Annotated in this window: 14 protein-coding genes; 7 read left to right on the top strand and 7 right to left on the bottom strand. The window is 39.8% G+C overall.

The genetic code is table 11. The annotated features are described in order from the left end of the window. Positions 1–208 precede the first annotated feature (208 nt). The 6 genes from rseP to PHT93_RS08115 all read right to left on the bottom strand — a co-directional run bounded on the left by rseP (position 209) and on the right by PHT93_RS08115 (position 6,092). On the bottom strand, positions 209–1,537 hold the full coding sequence (gene rseP / locus PHT93_RS08140) for an RIP metalloprotease RseP (RefSeq protein ID WP_300241623.1): 1,329 nt from the start codon (positions 1,535–1,537) through the stop codon (positions 209–211). 29 nt (positions 1,538–1,566) lie between these two features. Then, positions 1,567–2,715, bottom strand: a complete 1,149-nt coding sequence (locus PHT93_RS08135; RefSeq protein WP_300241620.1) for a 1-deoxy-D-xylulose-5-phosphate reductoisomerase — start codon at positions 2,713–2,715, stop codon at positions 1,567–1,569. Positions 2,716–2,720: 5 nt separating this feature from the next. Next, complete coding sequence (locus PHT93_RS08130) at positions 2,721–3,593, bottom strand: M23 family metallopeptidase (protein WP_300241618.1); 873 nt, start codon at positions 3,591–3,593, stop codon at positions 2,721–2,723. 71 nt (positions 3,594–3,664) lie between these two features. After that, the gene (rimM, locus tag PHT93_RS08125; protein ID WP_300241617.1) at positions 3,665–4,186 is read right to left on the bottom strand and encodes a ribosome maturation factor RimM; all 522 of its coding nucleotides are present in this window, start codon (positions 4,184–4,186) and stop codon (positions 3,665–3,667) included. Further along, entirely contained in the window at positions 4,186–5,490 is a 1,305-nt protein-coding gene (murA, locus tag PHT93_RS08120; protein ID WP_300241615.1) for a UDP-N-acetylglucosamine 1-carboxyvinyltransferase, read from the bottom strand. Before murA ends, rimM begins: the two co-directional genes overlap by 1 nt. Beyond that, positions 5,487–6,092, bottom strand: coding sequence for a DUF4290 domain-containing protein (locus PHT93_RS08115; protein WP_300241612.1), 606 nt, complete (start codon positions 6,090–6,092; stop codon positions 5,487–5,489). The genes murA and PHT93_RS08115 overlap by 4 nt, the downstream gene beginning before the upstream one ends. A gap of 174 nt (positions 6,093–6,266) precedes the next feature. Here PHT93_RS08115 and ahpC point away from each other — a divergent pair, with 174 nt between their 5' ends. Then, a complete protein-coding gene (ahpC, locus tag PHT93_RS08110; protein WP_300241611.1) occupies positions 6,267–6,833 on the top strand; it encodes an alkyl hydroperoxide reductase subunit C in 567 nt (188 codons plus the stop codon). Between the two features lie 81 nt (positions 6,834–6,914). Beyond that, a complete protein-coding gene (gene ahpF / locus PHT93_RS08105; protein ID WP_300241608.1) occupies positions 6,915–8,477 on the top strand; it encodes an alkyl hydroperoxide reductase subunit F in 1,563 nt (520 codons plus the stop codon). Positions 8,478–8,703: 226 nt separating this feature from the next. Here ahpF and PHT93_RS08100 read toward each other — a convergent pair whose 3' ends face one another. Next, complete coding sequence (locus tag PHT93_RS08100) at positions 8,704–10,491, bottom strand: family 20 glycosylhydrolase (RefSeq protein ID WP_300241606.1); 1,788 nt, start codon at positions 10,489–10,491, stop codon at positions 8,704–8,706. Between the two features lie 91 nt (positions 10,492–10,582). Here PHT93_RS08100 and rluF point away from each other — a divergent pair, with 91 nt between their 5' ends. The 5 genes from rluF (at position 10,583) to PHT93_RS08075 (ending at position 20,669) form a co-directional block, all read left to right on the top strand. After that, positions 10,583–11,470: a 23S rRNA pseudouridine(2604) synthase RluF gene (rluF, locus tag PHT93_RS08095; RefSeq protein WP_300241604.1), complete on the top strand. Its 888-nt coding sequence runs from the start codon at positions 10,583–10,585 to the stop codon at positions 11,468–11,470. Between the two features lie 142 nt (positions 11,471–11,612). Next, positions 11,613–13,271 (top strand): AMP-binding protein, encoded by a 1,659-nt coding sequence (locus PHT93_RS08090; protein ID WP_300241601.1) that lies wholly within the window; start codon positions 11,613–11,615, stop codon positions 13,269–13,271. Between the two features lie 15 nt (positions 13,272–13,286). Next, positions 13,287–14,531, top strand: a complete 1,245-nt coding sequence (locus tag PHT93_RS08085; protein WP_300241599.1) for an exonuclease SbcCD subunit D — start codon at positions 13,287–13,289, stop codon at positions 14,529–14,531. Then, positions 14,528–17,512 (top strand): AAA family ATPase, encoded by a 2,985-nt coding sequence (locus tag PHT93_RS08080; protein WP_300241597.1) that lies wholly within the window; start codon positions 14,528–14,530, stop codon positions 17,510–17,512. The genes PHT93_RS08085 and PHT93_RS08080 overlap by 4 nt, the downstream gene beginning before the upstream one ends. 139 nt (positions 17,513–17,651) lie before the next feature. Further along, positions 17,652–20,669 (top strand): TonB-dependent receptor, encoded by a 3,018-nt coding sequence (locus PHT93_RS08075; protein WP_300241595.1) that lies wholly within the window; start codon positions 17,652–17,654, stop codon positions 20,667–20,669. Positions 20,670–20,686 lie beyond the last annotated feature (17 nt).

The raw sequence follows: 20,686 nt of genomic DNA, 5'->3' as shown, positions 1-20,686 counted from the left end.
GTACTACTTTTTGTTGATCATGTAAATCTTTCAAAGAACTTTTTGCAACCCAACCTTCGTCCTGATTGCGGGTGCAAAAGTAGTGCTCTTTAACATACAATCCAAATATTATTACAACTATTTTTGAAGAAATAATCATTCCGAATTTCACAAATTCAAAAACAGTTATGATTTTCTAAGTAAAAAGCACTACCCCCTACTCCTAAAATTATTTTGCAAACATTCGAAGAATATCGTTCCCGTTAGCATAAAGAAGCAAACCTAACAGTAAAAACATTCCTGTAATTTGAGCGTATTCCAAAAACTTATCACTCGGTTTTCTACGCGTAACAACTTCATATAAAAGAAACATAACATGCCCTCCATCCAATGCCGGAATTGGTAAAATATTCATAAAAGCCAATATTATGGAAAGAAAGGCGGTTTGTTCCCAGAATCTTCTCCAATCCCATTTTGCTGGAAACATATTCCCGATCGTACCGAATCCGCCCAGGCTTGTTGCTCCTTCTTTTGAGAAAACATGCTTCATATCAGAAACATATCCTTTCAAAGTATTTACGCCCAGTTTTATTCCTGCCGGAAATGATTCAAGAAAACCATATGTTTGCGTTTCCAAAGGAAAGAAATCAGCCAACGATTTCACATAAACTCCCAACTTTCCTTCCTCCGTTGTAGTTAGCACAACCGTCTGTTTCATTCCGTTACGATAAAAACCAACCTCTACTTCCGCATTCTTATTTTGATCTAAGAATTCATTTGCTTCTACAAATGTCGGCACAGACACCCCATTAAAGGAGACAATACTATCATTAGCCATAAGTCCGGCTACTTTCGCCGGAGATTCTTCTTCATATAAAGAAGAGATCACCATAGGAAATCTATCAGCGGAAGCAAAATAGGTTTTTTCGCGCATCAAACGCTGCATCATGTCTTCCGGAATGGGAATAACAGTTTCGACACCATCTCTCAGCACTGTTACTGTTTTAGCATTAATAACTTTTCGAATCGAGTTTTGCTCATAGCGCTCCAAAACATCGTCATTGGCTTTATAGAGAAGGTCACCATCCTGAAATCCGATATTCTTAGCAGGTTCGCTGTAAGAAAGCCCCATCTTGAGATTTTTCATTGGCATATAGGAATCTCCCCAAGCTAAGAGAATCATCGAATAAATAAACAAGGCCAGTAGAAAATTAAACAGCACCCCTCCGATCATTATCAGCAACCGCTGCCCCGCGGGCTTAGAACGAAACTCATAAGGCTTCGCAGGCTCTGCCATTTGCTCCTTATCCATACTCTCATCAATCATCCCCGAAATCTTACAGTAGCCGCCAAGGGGGAGCCAACCTATTCCATATTCCGTATCACTGTTCTTCGGTTTAAATTTGAATAAAGAAAACCAGGGATCGAAAAACAAATAAAATTTCTCAACCCTTACTTTAAATAAACGTGCAAAAAGAAAATGTCCGAATTCATGAACTATTACTAATATTGATAAGCTAAGGATAAGCTGCAATGCCTTTATTAAAAATGTCTCCATCTGTCTTTATTTCTTTTTTTATTTTTATATCAAATCAATTCCGATGTTATCTTTCTTGTTTCTTCATCGGTCAATACATAATCATCATACGTCGGATTCTGTACAAAATCAACCTTCGTCATTACCTGCTCTATCAGATTACTCATTTGCAAAAAGCCTACTTTATCCTGTAAGAAAGCAGCAACGACCACTTCGTTTGCAGCATTCAGGACACAAGGCACATTTCCTCCGCGACGAACGGCCTCAAAAGCGAATCCAAGATTTCTGAAACGAGCCACGTCAGGTTCTTCAAATGTTAACGAAGCATAGTTCATAAAATCCAACCGGGGCATTTTGCTAAACAAGCGTTTGGGATAAGAAAAGGCATAACTTATAGGCAATTTCATATCCGGCAGACCCAATTGAGCCATTACGGCTCCATCCTCGAACTGCACCATAGAATGAATAATTGATTGAGGATGTACCACGATCTGAATTTGCTCCGGCGAGAGTCCGAACAACCATTTTGCCTCAATCATCTCAAATCCTTTATTCATCATAGAAGCTGAATCAATTGTTATCTTAGCTCCCATCGTCCAATTCGGATGTTTAAGCGCATCAGACTTAGTCACCCGAGCCAGCTCTTCTACAGAAAATGTACGAAAAGGCCCTCCCGAAGCTGTTAAAATTATTTTTTCAGCGGGATTCTGGTATTCACCAACTAAACACTGAAAAATAGCAGAATGTTCGGAATCAACAGGTATTACAGGAACTTTATACTCTGCGGCTAACGCTGTAATCAGTTCTCCGGCGACAACCAATGTTTCTTTATTGGCTAAAGCAATCGCCTTTCCTGCTTTTATCGCTGCAATCGTCGGTTTTAACCCTGAATAACCAACCATCGCTGTCAAAACCATATCTATAGGCTCCAACTGGACAAGTTGGGCGATAGCTTCTGCACCTGCCCAAACCTTAATAGGCAAATCCTCCAAAGCCTCTTTTAGTTCTGGATACTTTTGTTCATTTGCAATGGCGACAACTTCAGGCATAAATTTCCGGGCTTGATTTATCAGCAAATCAACCTGATTATTCCCTGTTATTGCATAAACCTCAAACAAGTCCGCATGTTCACTAACGACTTCAAGCGCCTGCGTTCCTATCGAACCGGTTGAGCCTAATATGGCTAATTTTCTTTTCATGAATTTTAAAAAACAATATATTCTTCCGGATTCACCGGTGTTCCTCTATACCACAATTCAAAGTGCAAGTGAGGTCCGGTAGATAATTTTCCTGTATTACCTACAAGCGCAATCGCCTCTCCGGCAACAACCACATCACCTTGTTGTTTTAAAATCAACTCATTATGTTTATATATAGATAAAAAACCATTTGTATGTTGAATCTGGATCACATTCCCAAAATTGGGATCAAATCCCGTAAACACCACTGTACCATCCAAAGTTGCCATCACACTCTCTTTTAGTTCCGCTGCAATATCCACCCCATAATGCCTGATATCGGCCTCATAATTCGCTGTGATAACTCCATTTACAGGCTTATAAAAAAACAGACCATCAGCAACAGACGCTGCAGGATTTAATACGGTAAGATTATACTTTTCCTCTTCTTCTAAGGATTTAATAAATTCAGTCTCAGTCTTTGAGCGAGGTATATCATAATTTACATCAGTCTGCGCCAGGGAGTCAATCCTTTTAATAGAATCAATAGGAAGAGTACCGGACAGAATACCGGTAACATTATTCAGATACAAAGACTGAATAGCCAACATACGTTCTAAAGAATCAGCACGCAATGCATTGTCGACTATTTCTTTACGGATTTCAACATCTAAATATCCAGGCAGATAATTCCTTATAGGTGTTTTTATGATAATAAATGCCGTCACAGCAATCAACAGAAAAGCAAACAGGGCTAATGATACAAAAGCAGACAACTGAGACAGATGGAAAGACCAAACCTCTTCCAACGTCGTCTCATTAAAAAAAGACAACTTATATTTAAATCGGATTCTGTGCCAGAATGATTTTGTCGTTTTATTCCGCTGTTTTCTTGCCATTCTAATTATTTGAAACGTAAAAGTAGTAAAAAGAGTATATGCCGGACAGCCCTTTTACGCTTATTAACTTGCTATAGCTCAAACAACCCCTCAGGGATTGTCATCGTTATACTTTTTTTATCCTGTTCGAGTTTGACAATAAAGTCTTCCACAGCCGGAACCAACAATGTCATTTGTTCATGAGTAATCTGAAAAATGACGTTTAACGTACTATCGTCGATATCTTCTATTTCTCCCAGATATCCACGTTGCGTATCAAACACTTTATATCCAATAAAATTATCCCACGTGATCCCTGAATCAATCGCTGTATTTTCAACCCAATCTTTAGGACAGTAAACATCCTTGTTTGTAAAAGGCTTTACATCTTCTTCCGAATCTAATGTCTCTAATTTCAACAACACAACCGAATCCGATTTATACCTGGATTCCTCAATAAAAAAAGGGACAAAAATACCGTCTAATTCGCAAATGATATATAAGTCACCATCCGCATCAAACAAATCAAAGGAAGTCACTAAAGCTATCTCACCTTTAATACCATGCGGTTTGGCAAACTGACCTATTTTTACAATATCTTCTTTTCTAATCATCACAGTCGGGTAATACGGGCTCCTAATTGATTCAGACGCTTGTCTATATCCTGATACCCACGATCAATCTGATCTATATTATGAATACAACTTGTCCCTTCCGCACTCATTGCGGCGATCAACAAAGCAATACCTGCCCGAATATCGGGAGATGCCATAGTAGCTCCTCTTAATTTGAACCTGTTCCCCAAGCCAATAACGGTTGCCCGGTGCGGATCACAAAGAATAATTTGCGCTCCCATATCAATCAGTTTGTCAACGAAAAACAGACGGCTCTCAAACATTTTCTGATGGATCAACACACTCCCTACTGCTTGTGTAGCCACAACAAGGAAAACGCTCAATAAGTCAGGTGTCAATCCCGGCCAGGGCGCATCTGCAATAGTCATAATAGAGCCATCTATAAACGTATCAATTTCATATGATTCATGAGTCGGGACATGGATATCATCACCGATTTGCTCTACTGTAATTCCTAAACGACGAAATGAGTCAGGAATAACACCAAGCATGTCATAGCGCGTATTCTTTATTGTTATATCAGAAGCGGTCATAGCAGCCATACCGATAAAACTACCCACTTCAATCATGTCAGGCAGAATCGTATGCATCGCCCCATGCAGTTCATCTACTCCTTCTATTGTAAGAAGATTAGACCCCACCCCCGAAATACGAGCGCCCATTGCATTCAACAGAATAGAGAGCTGTTGCAAATACGGTTCACAGGCCGCATTATAGATAGTTGTAACCCCTTCTGCCAGCACGGCTGCCATTAATATATTGGCAGTTCCCGTCACTGAAGCCTCATCTAAAAGCATGTATGCTCCTTTCAGACGCTTCGCATTTATCTCATAAACTAATCGCTGCGGGTCATATTTAAACTCGGCACCCAATTTTTGAATACCTACAAAATGCGTATCTAATCTTCTTCGCCCTATCTTATCTCCTCCGGGTTTAGGGATCAAAGCGGTTCCAAATCGTGTAATTAAAGGGCCAACTATCATAACCGAGCCTCTCAATGAAGCACTTTTACGGAGGAACTCTTCCGTTTTCAAATAATCCAGATCCACATCATCTGCCTGAAAACTATATGCATCAGAAGAAACACGCTCGACCTTGACCCGCATATCTCTCAGGAGTTGGATAAGATTATTTACATCCAGAATATCGGGAACATTCGCAATCTCCACTTTGGAGGCGGTAAGGAGAGTTGCACAGATCACCTGCAAAGCTTCATTTTTTGCGCCCTGAGGTGTAATCTCTCCCGACATGCGGTATCCACCCTCTATAACAAACGAACTCATCTTCCTTTGCGTGAATGATTTTTACGATTGGTATTCGTATTATTTCTGGCCAGGAGGTCACGGACTTCCGTTAGTTTATATTCGTCCGTAGAAAGTGAGATTTTCCCTTTGGATAATTCGTGTAAATCTTTAAAAATCTTTTCATCATCTACAGATTCTTTATTCCAGGCAAGAAAAGATTTTTTCATCTGATTAGCCAAAAGTTTAATCAATTGATCACGTTCTTCGCCTTCTTGCAATTCTGTTGCTTTCTGGATCATCTGCTCCAGCGTTTTTCCATAGTGGCGATAACGGATACGAGCATTTCCATAAGGAATTTTCGAAGGTCGTGAATGTAAATCTTCCTTTTTCACTATCTCGTAGGGATAATCTATATCCAGTTTGAAATCTGCCATAATGGCAAGATGATCCCACAAAATATGCTTAAAGTCATTCACATCGCGCAAATGGGGAAACATATTACCCATTATATTTATAATTGTATCTGCACAACGCTTGCGTTCCTGACGGTCTTCAATCGTGACACAATAGTCCACCATATTCTGAATATTACGTCCATACTCAGGCAAAGGCAGCGTTTTTTCTGCTGTATTATATTCCATACTAATAACTATATTTAGAATGCAAAACTACACATTATTATTGACTTATGAAAGTAAAGCTCTTCCATCTATCAGGCTATAGAATTTACCGATTGATAATTTTCTTCCTTCCGGATTATTGTGTATATTTTTGTGACAGATAAATCACATAAAAACATATAAAAAATCAAACGTATGGAACCAATTATTAATTCTCAAGTAACAGATTTTAAAGTACAGGCTTATCACAACGGAAGTTTCAAAACAGTAAGCAGCGAAGATATCAAAGGGAAATGGTCTATTTTCTTTTTCTATCCTGCCGACTTCACCTTCGTTTGTCCTACAGAATTGGAAGATATGGCTGACAAATACGCTAAATTCCAGGAGTTGGGTGTTGAAATCTATTCAGTAAGTACGGATACGCACTTTGTACACAAAGCATGGCATGACGCTTCTGAAAGCATTCGTAAAATCAAATACCCTATGCTTGCTGACCCAACAGGGGTTCTGAGTCGTGGATTCGGTGTAATGATTGAAGAAGAAGGCGTTGCTTATCGTGGAACATTCCTTGTAAATCCGGAAGGAAAAATTAAAGTTGCAGAAATACACGATAATAACATCGGACGTAACGCTGACGAATTGCTTCGTAAAACAGAAGCTGCATTATTCGTTGCAAGTCACGATGGTGAGGTATGCCCTGCAAAATGGAAGAAAGGTGATGCTACATTGAAGCCAAGTATTGACTTAGTCGGTAAAATCTAAATAACAGAAAAAAACAGGCCGGCAAACCATTATTGTCGGCCTGTTTTGTATCTTGTCTATAACAAACAAAAAAAACAGTCTATGTTAGAACAAGAATTAAAAGATCAATTGAAAAGCATTTTTGCCACTTTAGGGGCAGAATATATTTTTAATGTGACTGTTTCTCCTACTCATGAAAGCAGAGAAGAACTTGTCGGTCTTTTGAGTGATGTAGCTGATAGCAGTTCCCAGATAAAGCTACAGATAAATGATGGGGAAGGGTTACAATTTTCGATCCTTAAGGATGGAACGGATACAGGAATAAAATTCCGTGGAGTACCAAACGGGCATGAATTTACCTCTTTACTATTGGCTATTCTCAATGCTGATGAGAAGGGGAAAAACCTTCCGGATGAAACTATCAGCAACAGAGTTAAGGCGCTCAAGGGGCAGATTCATCTGACCACTTATGTATCCTTAACCTGCACCAACTGTCCGGACGTTGTTCAGGCATTAAATGCGATGGTGACTTTAAACCATAACATCACGCATGAAATGGTTGATGGAGCAATCAATCAGGCGGAGGTCGATGCGTTGAAATTGCATGGCGTTCCCGCTGTATTTGCTGATGGCGAATTGATTCATTCGGGGCGTTCTGATTTTGGAGAATTATTAGGAAAATTAGAAGCGAAATATGGTATTGACGAAAGCGCTATCGACATAACAGACAACACTGTAAAAGAATACGACGTGCTTGTTGTCGGTGGAGGTCCGGCCGGAGCTGCTTCAGCAATTTACTCTGCACGAAAAGGATTAAAAGTTGCTGTTCTGGCTGAAAGAATCGGAGGGCAGGTGAAAGACACGGTAAGTATTGAAAATCTGATCTCTATTACAGAAACAACCGGTAGTGCTTTAGCTGATAATCTGAAAACGCACATGGCGCAATATCCTATTGACATATTAGAACATCGTCAAGTAGGTAAAGTTGAGTTAGCGGATAATAAAAAAACACTTATCACGGTTAATGGTGAACGCTTTACAGCTCCGGCAGTAATCGTAGCAAGTGGTGCAAGCTGGAGAAAACTGAATATTCCGGGTGAAGCAGAACATATCGGGCATGGCGTTGCCTTTTGTCCTCATTGCGACGGACCATTTTATAAAGGAAAACAGGTTGCCGTTGTAGGAGGAGGTAATTCTGGTATTGAAGCAGCTATCGACTTAGCTGGTATCTGCTCTAAAGTAACGGTTTTAGAATTTTTAGATGAGCTTAAAGCTGATCAGGTCTTACAGGAGAAAGTAAAAAGTCTTCCGAATGTAGAAGTTTTCACAAGTTCGCAGACTCTGCAAGTTGTTGGAAATGGTGAAAAAGTAACAGGAATACAGGTGAAAGACAGAAACACGGAGGCAACACGGACTATAGAATTAGATGGAATCTTTGTACAGATAGGTTTAGCACCTAACAGTAGTCCATTCCGTAATCTGGTTGACACCAACCGTTCGGGAGAAATTGTTATAGACAATCATTGTCGTACCAATATTCCCGGAATTTATGCAGCAGGAGACGTTTCCACAGTACCGTATAAACAAATCATTATCGCAATGGGAGAAGGTGCAAAAGCTGCCTTATCAGCATTTGACGATAGAATCAGGGGAATTTTAGGATAACAAAAAAAATTATCCTACGTTTTAAATGTATTTTACTAACCGTTTTATATTTCCCCTTTATTTTTGACTGCGGTCAAAGATAAAGGGGAAATTTTGTAAACATTAGGGAGCATCGAAATTTAGAGGTAGGTCTAAATCAATTTTAAGGTAGGTCTAAATCAAATTAGAGGTAGGTCTAAATTTAAAAAGATTTCAACCTTGATTTTCAATTAACAAAAGATATACGTTATTCTCCGGATTGTACATGGTACACTCCGCTACTTCTGCCGGAAGGCAATGTTACAATACATTTTATATCCAGACCTTCTAACTTCAAAGGCAAACGAAGAGTACCGGTATAACGTGTACCTCCTGCAGCAGGGTCACTGCCGTCAGTTGTATAGTATATTTCAGCGCCTTCAACCGGGGCAACTAAATTAATCACGGCCTGAGCATTCTCAATCTTTACTTTATCCCATCCAAACGGCTCGGGAATACGGAACATAATACCGGCTTTATCCATTGAAGCAAGGCGTGCAGGAATACGCTTCAGAAAATCCGCATAATCTTTTTTATCAGCAGGCGACCAGCCGATTTCTGCTAAAGCTAAAGCGCGGGGATAAGTCATATATTCGACCATTGCGCCGGAATGTATATACTCCATCCAGATATTACCCTGTACACCCTTTATAAATTTTTGTTGTTCTTTGGTGATCTTTGGAGTATAAGGTTCATAGCTATAGACTTTATCTAAAGGCAAGAAACCTCCGATATTAATTGGCTCGTTTTGTTTATCGCGAGATTGATAATAATCAAAATAAAGATAAGTATTGGGAGTCATAATAACATCGTGATGCATATTCGCTGCAGCAATACCTCCTTCTTCTCCACGCCAACTCATAACTGTTGCATTCGGAGCCAAACCTCCTTCCAGAATTTCATCCCAACCAATAATGCGCTTCCCTTTACTATTCACAAAACGTTCGATACGCTGTATGAAATAGCTCTGCAATTCATGTTCATCTTTCAGTCCTTCAGCTTTAATGCGAGCCTGGCATTTCGGACATTCTTTCCAATGTTTTTTGGGAGCTTCGTCTCCCCCGATATGTATGTATTCACTGGGAAACAACGGTATAATTTCAGACAAGACATCTTCTAAAAAGGAGAACACCGCATCGTTTCCTCCACAGAAAATATCATTTTTAATCCCCCATGGCAAAGGCAATGCTATCGGCTTTCCGGAACAGGATAGTTCAGGATATACCGACAGAGCTGCAGATGCATGTCCGGGCATTTCGATCTCGGGTATAATCTCGACATGACGTTCAGCCGCATATTTCACCAATTCTTTCACATCTTCCTGCGAATAGAATCCGCCATGAGGAACTCTATCCTGCAACCCGCCTTCGCGCGTGTATTGAGAACTACTTCTCCAAGCGCCTTTTTTCGTTAATTCAGGATATTTTTTAATCTCAATACGCCAACCTCCATCTTCGGTCAGGTGCCAGTGAAAAACATTCAGTTTATAGTGTGCCATCTGATCAATAAACGATTTCAGATAATCTACGGTAAAGAAATAACGTCCTACGTCAAGCATCAGACCACGATAAGCAAAACGTGGCTCATCTGCTATTTTAAGACAAGGGATTTTGGTTCCCGTATTAGGAATCAATTGTTGTAAAGTATTGACTGCATAAAACAAACCGGCACCATTTCCTCGTATTGTTATCTCATCTTTAGTTATATCGATGCGATAGGCTTCATTCGGCAGTGATTTATCTGTAATCAGACGGATAGAGTTTTTTCCGGAACCGTTTTTCAATGTAAACCCAAAAGTATCCTTCAAATATTTATTAAGGAACGTCACGTTCTTTTTTGCATCTTCTCCCTGAGCGTTTATTCGGGTAGAAGAAGAAAAATCAAATTCTCCGGATGAAAGTTCCATCGTTTTAGGAGTCGGTATCAACGACGGCGATTGTGCCCATAAAGCACAGGAAAACAGAAATAGGACAGCAACAATAATACAATTTCTCATGTTGATATAGATTTAGTTAGTTAACTGACAAATATAGTGATAGTTTCTATATATTTCTTACTTATCTTTGCGGGCTAATATAAAACGACACATGGAATATAGATTAAACAAATATATCAGTGCTTCAGGATATTGCTCCCGACGTGAAGCAGATAGATTCATCGAGAGTGGCAATGTCACGGTTAACGGTAAACGAGCGGGAATAGGAACAAAGGTATTACCGGGGCATAAAGTGTATGTAAACGGCCATTTGGTCAGCGCTGATATTGAACCTGTCTATATTGCATTCAACAAACCTGTAGGTGTTGTTTCGACAACAGACCGTTCCGACAGAAACAATATTATTGACTTCATCAGTCACGAACAACGTATATTCCCGATAGGCCGTCTGGACAAGGATTCTCAGGGATTGATTCTGCTGACGAATAATGGAGATATCGTGAATAAAATATTACGGGCCGGGAATAACCATAAAAAGGAATATATTGTTTCTGTGGACAGACCTGTCACCAAAGAATTTCTGACGCAAATGGCCAATGGGGTTCCTGTTTTAGACCGGGTTACCCGTAAGTGTGAATTGGAAGAGATCAATCCTTATACGTTTAAGATAACTCTTATACAGGGATTGAATCGTCAGATCCGCAGAATGTGTGAATACTTCAACTATGAAGTAACCAAGCTTGAACGGTGTAAAATAATGAACATTCAATTAGGTAAATTAGGACAAGGCAATTTCCGTGAACTCACCTCAAATGAGCTGGAAGGCCTGTTTGATCTCCTTGATAAATCGGACAATCATGTTGATCCGGAAAAATCAGCCAAAAAGAGCAAATCGAAGTCGCCTCAACCCCGCATGTCGGCAAAAGCATCAGGCCCTCGCATAGGGAAACAGCGTGCAGACAAAGCAAAGAAGAGACAGATGAGTGATTTTGAGAAATATAAATTTAAACGGAATAAGAAAAAAGGAGAAAAGGAATAGCTCTCTCTTGTATTTCTGTTTCGATACAGTATTCAGGTTGTTACATCCAAGTCCTTTAGTACAGAGATATCATAATTTCTAACCTTTTATTATCTTTGTATAGTAAACAACAGTGTTATAGCTGTATAAATACCTATAAATCATGGACAATCGTTTTTTAGCACTGATAGAAAACAGCATAAAGAAACATAGAGACTTACCTGCCTTTTCTAACTATAATGGAGCCACATTTTCATTTACTGATGTAGCAATCAGGATTGAGAAATTCCACATACTCTTGGAGCATGCAGGAATAAAAAAAGGAGATAAAGTTGCGCTGGTAGGAAAAAATTCATCAGAGTGGGCAATCTGTTTTTTTGGAGCACTCTCTTATGGTGCTGTGATTGTACCTATTTTACATGATTTTGTTCCGGAAAATATACACAATATTATAAATCACTCTGAGGCAAAAGCTCTTTTAGTGGCTCAAAGTAATTGGGAAAATCTTCGTATCGAAGAGATGCCGGATGTTAGCCTTTTCATGTTACTCGATGATTCGTCGATTATTTCTGCTACAAATAAGTCTGTTTCGGAAGTTGCTAAAAATATTGATTCTTATTTTGATAAAAAATACGCAGGTGCATTCTCGGTTGATACCATTAAGTATCACGTTGAAGAGCCCGATGAATTGGCTGTGCTTAATTACACATCGGGCACAACCGGTTTTTCGAAAGGTGTAATGATCCCGTACAGAAGTCTTTGGAGCAATACTCAATTTGCGTATGACAAACTTCCTTTCATCTATTCCGGAGATAATGTTGTATGTATGCTGCCAATGGCGCATATGTATGGTCTGGCATTTGAGATATTAAACTCGTTCAACAAAGGTTGCCATGTTCATTTTCTGACGCGCACTCCAAGCCCGAAAATTATTATTGAAGCATTTGCAACGATCCGCCCAGCTCTTATTCTTGCAGTTCCTCTTATAATCGAGAAAATTGTAAAAAACAAAGTATTCCCGGAACTCGAGAAACCACTTATCAAGTTTTTGTGGAACACTCCTGTTCTTAAAGGGATTGTGAAAAAGAAAATTGCGGCTAAACTGAATGATGCGTTCGGAGGAAACTTCGGAGAATTAGTTATCGGAGGTGCTGCGATTAACAAAGAGGTCGAGACATTCCTGCAAACTATTAAGTTTAAATATACCGTAGGTTATGGTATGACTGAATGTGGTCCTCTGATTGCTTACGAACAATGGGATACTTTCAAACAAGGTTCGGTGGGACGTATAGTCGATCGCATGGAAGTCAAGATTGAAGATAAAAACGAGAAGGACGTAGGTGAGATACTAGTTAAGGGGATGAACCTGATGTTGGGGTATTATAAAAACGATGAAGCGACAAAAGCAGTAATGCAATCAGATGGTTGGATGAGAACTGGTGATCTGGGAACTGTTGATGAAGACGGGTTTATTTATATTAAGGGACGAAGCAAAACAATGATTTTAGGTCCGAACGGACAAAACATTTACCCTGAAGAGATTGAAGACCGATTGAACAATATGGATTTTGTTGGCGAGTCGCTCATCGTTTCCAGCCAGAGCAGGTTGTTAGCACTAGTCTATCCGGACTGGGAAGCTATCGACAGTCAAAAAATCAACCATGAACAAGTTGAGTCCCTGATGCAGGAAAATATTGATAAGCTAAATAAAGCGCTCCCTCCTTTTTCTAAAATTACAGGGGTAAATATTCAACAACACGAATTTGAGAAAACACCTAAAAGAAGTATCAAACGTTATCTTTACCAAGCTCCTGAAGCCTGATCCGAAAAGTGATTTATGGCCTTGAGAATATTACATACGGCAGACTGGCATTTAGGACAGACCTTCTTTGGTTTTGACCGGGAAGATGAACATGATTTCTTCCTGAACTGGCTAACGTACAAGTTAAAAGAGCAGCAAGCAGATATCTTGTTGATTGCCGGTGATGTGTTTGATGTAGCAAATCCTTCTGCAACGGCGCAACATCATTTCTTTCGCTTTCTTAAAGAGGTAAACAGTCTATGTCCCAATCTGCAGATTATTATTATCGCGGGGAATCATGACTCGGCAGCCCGATTGGAAGCACCGTCTCCTCTTTTGGAAGAATTGAATACAACTATTTTCGGTTTTGTAAGACGAACGGAAAATGGAGAGATTGATTACGATTCATTAATCTGTCCTTTATATAATAAAGACGGAGAGCGCGAAGGGTTATGCTTGTGTGTGCCTTATTTAAGACAAGGGGATTATCCTCCTGCGGAAAATGACGAAGAAGGCAGCTTTACGGCAGGTGTCTCACGGCTTTATCGAAAACTCACGGAACGGGCTAAAAAACAATTAAAGGCTGACGAGGCTCTTGTTAGTATGGGACATTTACATGCAACCGGAAGTGAACTTTCGGAGAATGACCGTAGTGAACGAGTGATTATCGGTGGCCTTGAATCTATTCCGGCAGATGCTTTCGATAGGGATATTGTTTATACGGCTTTGGGGCATATTCATAAGGCGCAGCGCGTAGGCGGACGTGATAATGTTCGTTATTCGGGAAGTCCGTTGCCTATGTCTTTTTCTGAAACGCGGTATAAACATCAAGTTGTTTCGATCCGTATTGAAAAAGGGAAAACAGTTGAGATTGAATCCATTCCTATCCCGTTAAGTGTTGAATTGTTAACAATTCCTTCTTCCCCTCAACTACCTGATGCAGTTATCGAAGCCTTGAAGGAATTACCGGACAAAGCAGACAGTGCGAATAATACGTTGCCTTATGTAGAAGTACGAGTATTATTAACGGAACCTGATCCCGGATTTCGCCATCGGGTAGAAGAAGTTATAAAAGAAAAAGCCGTCAGGTTGACTTCAATTATCACATCGTATCCTAAAGGAAGTGAGTCGGACAAGATATCTCCTCTTTCGTATGAAGAGTTTCAGCAGATTTCTCCTTTAGCCATGTTAGAACACGCCTTTTCAGCAAAATACGGAAACGAATTGCCGGAAGAGATAAGGAGCCTGTTTAATGATGTAGTACGGGAGGTTGAGCCATGAAGATATTAGCTATTCGCGGGAAGAATATTGCTTCGTTAGAAGGTGAATTTGCGGTTGATTTTACAACAGAGCCTTTAGTTTCTGCTAATATATTTGCCATCTCAGGCCCTACAGGTTCGGGAAAGTCTTCTTTACTTGATACGATGTGTTTAGCTTTATTTGCCAGAACTCCGCGAACGGATCAGGCTAAAGAACTTAATGTTCGATTAAAAGATGTAAGCGATGACGCATTGGTACAAAGTGATCCGCGATTTCTCTTGAGAAGAGGAACGGCAAGTGGATATGCGGAAACAGATTTTGTTGCATTGAGCGGTCAACGTTACCGCGCTCGCTGGTCGGTTAGCCGCGCAAGGGAAAAAGAAAACGGACGTCTTCAAAATCCCCGTGTCAGTCTTTTCAATATAGATAAGGAAGAAGAAGAACAAGGCACGCGTTCGGAACTGCAACAAAAGATAGCAGATTTAATCGGGCTTTCCTTTGAACAGTTCACTCGTTCTGTTTTGTTGGCTCAAAACGATTTTTCCACATTTCTTAAAGCAGAGCAGGGAGAAAAGGCTGCTTTGTTAGAGAAGCTGACGGGTACTGAATTGTATTCCCGCATTTCAAAACGTATTTATGAAAAGAATGCAGAAGCACGTACTGCTTTTGAAATTACACAAACACAAATTGCCGGTATTGAACTTCTCTCGGAAGAGGACGAACGAATATTGAACCGGCAAGCGAAGGAAACAGAGGCTTTATTAAAATTATTGGAGCAGTATAAAAAGGAATGGAATACATTAAATGAGGCAGTAAACAGCACTTCTTTATTGCTGAAGAAGAAAGAAACAGAAAAGAAAGAAGCAGAAGAAAGATGGTCAAAGGCATTGCATTTGCGTGAGAAAACAGAGATCGTGTTGGATGTCGAAACTAAAGCTGCTGCTGCATTAGAACAAAGTCTGAAAGAGTTGCAACCTCAACTGATCGAAGCACGCAAATTAGATACCGAACTCGTAAATGCAACGAAATTGCTGACAGATCATAGTAAACGTCTGGCTGAGTCTGAAAGGAAAAACAATGAGGCACAAAAGAAAGTGCAAACAATTACGTCCTCTCTTAAACAAGGAGAGACTGAAAGAGCATCCATTACAGACTGGTTTGTTAAATTCAAAAGCAAAGAAAAAATAGCGACTCAACTACCTTCTCTTTTACTACACTTAGATGCTGCTGAACGTACCCGCACGGTTATTGAAAAGGCAAGACAAGAAGAGAAAAAGGTCAAACAGGAAATCGAGAGATTAACCAAAGAGGCAGCATCGTTCAGTTCTTTATTAAAGAAAAGAGAAGAAGATATGGAGCAGCTAAATTTGCAACGTATCAAAACGGAAGAAGAATTGAACACTATTGATACGCTTCAGATCGAACAACAAAAAGAGTTAATACTCACTCAACGGGAACAGTTGCTGCAGGAGCAGTTGTTGTTTAGTTCGGTAGGTAATGATGCAAAAGAATTGCGCTCAAAATTAACGGATAACACGCCCTGTCCTGTCTGCGGAAGCATTGACCACCCTTTCGCAACGAAAGAAGTGCATGAAAGAATGCAGGAGATACAACTCCGGATTATTGCACTCACACAACAATCGAATACGATTGATAAGCAGTTAAAGGATATTGCAGAAAGAAGAAAACAATTAGATAAGCTTCGCGAATTATTAGTGAGAGTAACAAAAGAATTATCAGAGACAGAAAAATCACAAAACGACCTGAATAATAACATAACGGTTTTGAGTAATCGTTTACAACAACTCCTCGATGCACAAACAGAACAGAATGAAGAGTTAGACAGGGCACTCTCGGCAACTAATAATCTCTTTGACAATATTCACTGGCAGGAGAAGTGGATGGAAAATCCAGTCGATTTTCGTCAGCGTTTATCCCTTTTTGTTTCTGAATGGCAAAGTAAAGAAAAGAGAGTACGGGAACTTGAACAATTATTAAGTGGATTGAAGTCGGAACTGATTTCTTATACCACGTTCTCGGAGACCTTACAAAAGGAATTGTCTGTTGTTAAAGAAGAATTCAACAAGCAGAATGAGACTTGCCGAAGTTTACAGGAAAAACGCAATTATCTCCTGAACGGTAAAGCTGCAGACCAAGTAGAAACAGAACATCTGAATCTGATTGATGCTAAAAAGACACAAATAAAACAACTCCAACAAACACTGGCCGAGCAATCAGGAATAGCCGAACAATCTCGTGGTCAGAAGGAACAGATCAGCAAGGACTTACTGTCACTTACTGAAACGCTAAAAACTGCACAGACTTCTCTGGAGGACTGGTTGACGCGTTATCACGAGACATCAGAAGGGTTATTGCCGGAAGAACGTTGGTCAAAAACATTAGAATTAAAAACAGGAATCGATTTCCGTCTGAAGGCACAGGAAGCCAATAAGAAACGAATAGCAGGATTAAAAAAGGATGCCGACCAAAAACAAAAAATCAGCGACCAATGGGCAAAGCTCAACGAGCTGGCAGGTTCAGCAGACGGCGCAAAATTTCGAAGAATCGCCCAATCATACACGTTAGACATACTTCTCAGCTATGCCAACGTACAGCTACAATCGCTAACCAACCGTTACCGTTTAGAACGTGTTCCTGACACATTAGCCTTACAGGTGATAGATCGTGATATGTGCGACGAGATCCGTACCGTACACAGTCTATCGGGAGGCGAATCCTTCCTCGTATCACTCGCCCTCGCCTTAGGTCTGTCCTCCCTTTCCTCCAACCGGATGAAAGTAGAAAGCCTCTTCATAGACGAAGGCTTCGGCTCCTTAGACACAGAAACCCTACGTACCGCCATGGACGCCCTCGAAAACCTCCGCACTCAAGGAAGAAAAATCGGCGTCATCTCCCACGTACAAGAAATGACTGAACGTATCCCCACCCAAATACGTATCAACCGACTTGGGAATGGAAGAAGTGGGGTTGAGGTTATGTAGTTTAATCCCCAAAGTACGATCATCCCCTCATAAAACTATTAATAAAAAAAATCATCTTTTACTTGGATATGTAAAAAGCTTTTTCTATTATGCAATGATAAATCTAATTACACATTGTAAAATTAAAAACATGACTATTATGAGAGAATGGTTAACCCAAAAAACTCATTTCATTTTGTGTTTGCTTTTTCTGTTAGTCTTCGGGACATCACCTTCAATTGCCCAGAACAGAACAATTACAGGAACTTTATTTGATAAGCAAACAAACGAACCTCTAATCGGCGCATCAGTTGTTATTAAAGGAACCTCAATAGGTACAGCAGCTGACATCGATGGTAAATTCTCATTAGAAGTAAATGATCCAAACGCAATTTTAGTTTGCCGCTTCATTGGCTACAACTCGTTGGAATATCCTTTAAACGGACAAACGACAGTCTCAATCAGTCTTTCTCCTAATACGGAGGTATTGGATGAGGTGGTTGTTGTTGGATATGGGACGATGAGGAAAAGCGACTTGACGGGATCATTAAGCTCTGTTAAATCAAAAGATGTAACGGCATTTACTGTCGCTAATCCTATACAGGCGCTACAGGGACGAGCTCCCGGTGTCGTAATTACGTCAAACAGCGGATCTCCCGAAGGAAATTTCAGTATACGTATCCGTGGAACCAACTCTATTCGCGGAGACAATACCCCACTCTATATTATTGATGGTATCCCAAGTAATCCATCCTCTATCAACAATCAGGATATCGAATCTATCGAAGTATTGAAAGATGCCTCGGCAACAGCCATTTATGGGTCTCGAGGCGCAAATGGTGTTATCCTAATCACAACAAAAAGAGGTGAAACCGGTGCCACATCTGTTGTCTATGACGGCAGCTATGGGATCCAATCCCAAATAAAAAAATTAGACATGATGGATGCCACAGAATGGGCATTATACAACAACGAACAACAGCTAAACGACACAGGGAAAGAATACTTCACTGCGGAAGAAATTGCTGCTATGGGAAAAGGAACAGATTGGCAATCATTAGTTTTTAAAGATGCTCCTATTCAAAATCACAATTTGACCATTAGTGGAGGTAATGAAAAGACACAAATCCTAATTAGTGCATCCGCCATGCTTAGAGACGGTCTTATCCCGAATAGTTATTATAACAAGTACAATCTAAGATCAAATATAGACCATGCAATAAATGATTATTTTGACGTTGCTTTGACGTCATCGTATGCGAGAACTAATAAAAGTAACAAAAATAGTGGAGGGGGTAACCGAGGCGGTTCATTAATGGGAGGAGCAATCAGTTCACCACCCTCTCTCTCTCCGTATAATGAAGATGGCACATATCAGGATCTCAGATTGGCTTACCCGTTTATGTCTAATGCCTTGTTCAATCCAATCAATTTGATTAATGAGCAAAGCAACAAAACAGAAGCGGATCTATCAAATAACAATATCGCATTAACCTATAAACCAATTAAAGGATTATCAATCAAGTCTTCATTCGGCATTGAAAGTCTTGACTTTAGAGATGATAATTATACAACATCAAAATACCTATATGGTATGGCCAGTGCTAGCGTTGGTAATACAAGGCAAACTTCAATCATAAATGAAAACATTGCCAATTACAATATAACATTAGTAGAAAAGCACAGGATTGACGTAACTGGAGGTTTTACTTATCAGGACTATCTTGAAAAGAAGATGTCGGCGAGCGGCTCTGATTACATCAGTGATGCACCGGAGAGTCATCAACTAGGAGCAGCATCAACGTTTGGAACACCTTCTACTTCTTATACTGACTGGACAATCATGTCATATTTAGGGAGAATTAATTATTCATTTAATAGTAAATATTTAGCGACAGTCAGTTTTCGTGCTGACGGTTCCTCACGATACAGTAAAGGAGATAAATGGGGGTACTTTCCTTCAGTTGCATTAGCATGGAGAATATCCGATGAGAGTTTCCTAAAAAATGTGGAACAAATCTCAGATCTTAAATTAAGAGTAGGCTATGGAGAAACCGGATCAACTGCTATCAGTCCTTACACAACGCTCAATATGCTAAGTCAAGGAAAAACGCCTGTTAACGGAGACCTATACACCTATTATGCCGCAAGCACAACTCTTCCGGCAAATCTAAAATGGGAGACTACCGCACAATACAATATCGGCCTTGATGCCTCTCTTTTTAACCAAAGGTTAAGACTAACAGCTGATTACTATAACAAAACAACCAGAGATTTGCTCAATGCCGTTACTCTACCAGCCTCATCCGGTTATTCTACGACCATCAGGAATATAGGCAAAATGAGTAATAAAGGATTTGAGTTGATGGTTGATGGGGATATTATGAATACAAAAGACTTCTCTTGGACTGCCTCAGCCAATATAGCTGTAAACAAAAATGAAGTGAAAGAACTGTATGGTGGAAAAGACATTTATGGAGGTCGTGTTGGGTTAGCCTACATCGAAGATTTTGTCAATTTAATACGAGAGGGAGAACCATTAGGCGTTTTCTATACATATAAAGAAACAGGCTATGACGAAACAGGTAATTTAGCCTATGAAGACCGTGATGGTAACGAAACTCTCACGAATGATGACAAATACATTACCGGAAATCCACATCCGGACTTCACTTATGGATTTAATTCAGACATTCGTTTCAAAGATTTTGAATTTTCTTTCTTCTTCCAGGGAAGTCAGGGAAATGACATTTTTAACATTGGCGAGACAGCCAATATGGACGTAGGTATCGGATTAAATCTCAAAAGGGATGTATTGTATAGTCATTGGAAAGCTGATAACACAGAAGCCCAAAATATGGCAGCAAAATATCCAAAAGCATCTCGTAGTGTAAAACAAAATTATTCCGACAGATATGTGGAAGACGGTTCATTTCTTCGGCTCAAGAACATTTCTTTAGCATACAATTTACCTGTAGCTAAATGGAGCGTTGGAAATTGGCTTAAAGGAGTGAAGATTTATGTTAGCGCACAGAACATCTTGACGATTACAAACTATTCAGGAATGGATCCGGAAGTAAACTCTTGGGGTGGCGGGAATTCAGTAAATCTAGGCTTAGACTATCTGACTTATCCGAATTCAAAATCAATTACATTTGGAACAAAAGTAGAATTCTAATCTACACTAAAGTTTTA

The sequence above is a fragment of the Massilibacteroides sp. genome (assembly GCF_028705895.1).
Lineage (GTDB): Bacteria > Bacteroidota > Bacteroidia > Bacteroidales > Tannerellaceae > Massilibacteroides.
This window is presented reverse-complemented; position numbering and strand designations above follow the sequence as displayed.

Coding starts and splice junctions, on each gene's coding strand:
- rseP (WP_300241623.1), bottom strand. CDS start 1,537: ATGGAGACATTTTTAATAAAGGCATTGCAGCTTATCCTTAGCTTATCA.
- PHT93_RS08135 (WP_300241620.1), bottom strand. CDS start 2,715: ATGAAAAGAAAATTAGCCATATTAGGCTCAACCGGTTCGATAGGAACG.
- PHT93_RS08130 (WP_300241618.1), bottom strand. CDS start 3,593: ATGGCAAGAAAACAGCGGAATAAAACGACAAAATCATTCTGGCACAGA.
- rimM (WP_300241617.1), bottom strand. CDS start 4,186: ATGATTAGAAAAGAAGATATTGTAAAAATAGGTCAGTTTGCCAAACCG.
- murA (WP_300241615.1), bottom strand. CDS start 5,490: ATGAGTTCGTTTGTTATAGAGGGTGGATACCGCATGTCGGGAGAGATT.
- PHT93_RS08115 (WP_300241612.1), bottom strand. CDS start 6,092: ATGGAATATAATACAGCAGAAAAAACGCTGCCTTTGCCTGAGTATGGA.
- ahpC (WP_300241611.1), top strand. CDS start 6,267: ATGGAACCAATTATTAATTCTCAAGTAACAGATTTTAAAGTACAGGCT.
- ahpF (WP_300241608.1), top strand. CDS start 6,915: ATGTTAGAACAAGAATTAAAAGATCAATTGAAAAGCATTTTTGCCACT.
- PHT93_RS08100 (WP_300241606.1), bottom strand. CDS start 10,491: ATGAGAAATTGTATTATTGTTGCTGTCCTATTTCTGTTTTCCTGTGCT.
- rluF (WP_300241604.1), top strand. CDS start 10,583: ATGGAATATAGATTAAACAAATATATCAGTGCTTCAGGATATTGCTCC.
- PHT93_RS08090 (WP_300241601.1), top strand. CDS start 11,613: ATGGACAATCGTTTTTTAGCACTGATAGAAAACAGCATAAAGAAACAT.
- PHT93_RS08085 (WP_300241599.1), top strand. CDS start 13,287: ATGGCCTTGAGAATATTACATACGGCAGACTGGCATTTAGGACAGACC.
- PHT93_RS08080 (WP_300241597.1), top strand. CDS start 14,528: ATGAAGATATTAGCTATTCGCGGGAAGAATATTGCTTCGTTAGAAGGT.
- PHT93_RS08075 (WP_300241595.1), top strand. CDS start 17,652: ATGAGAGAATGGTTAACCCAAAAAACTCATTTCATTTTGTGTTTGCTT.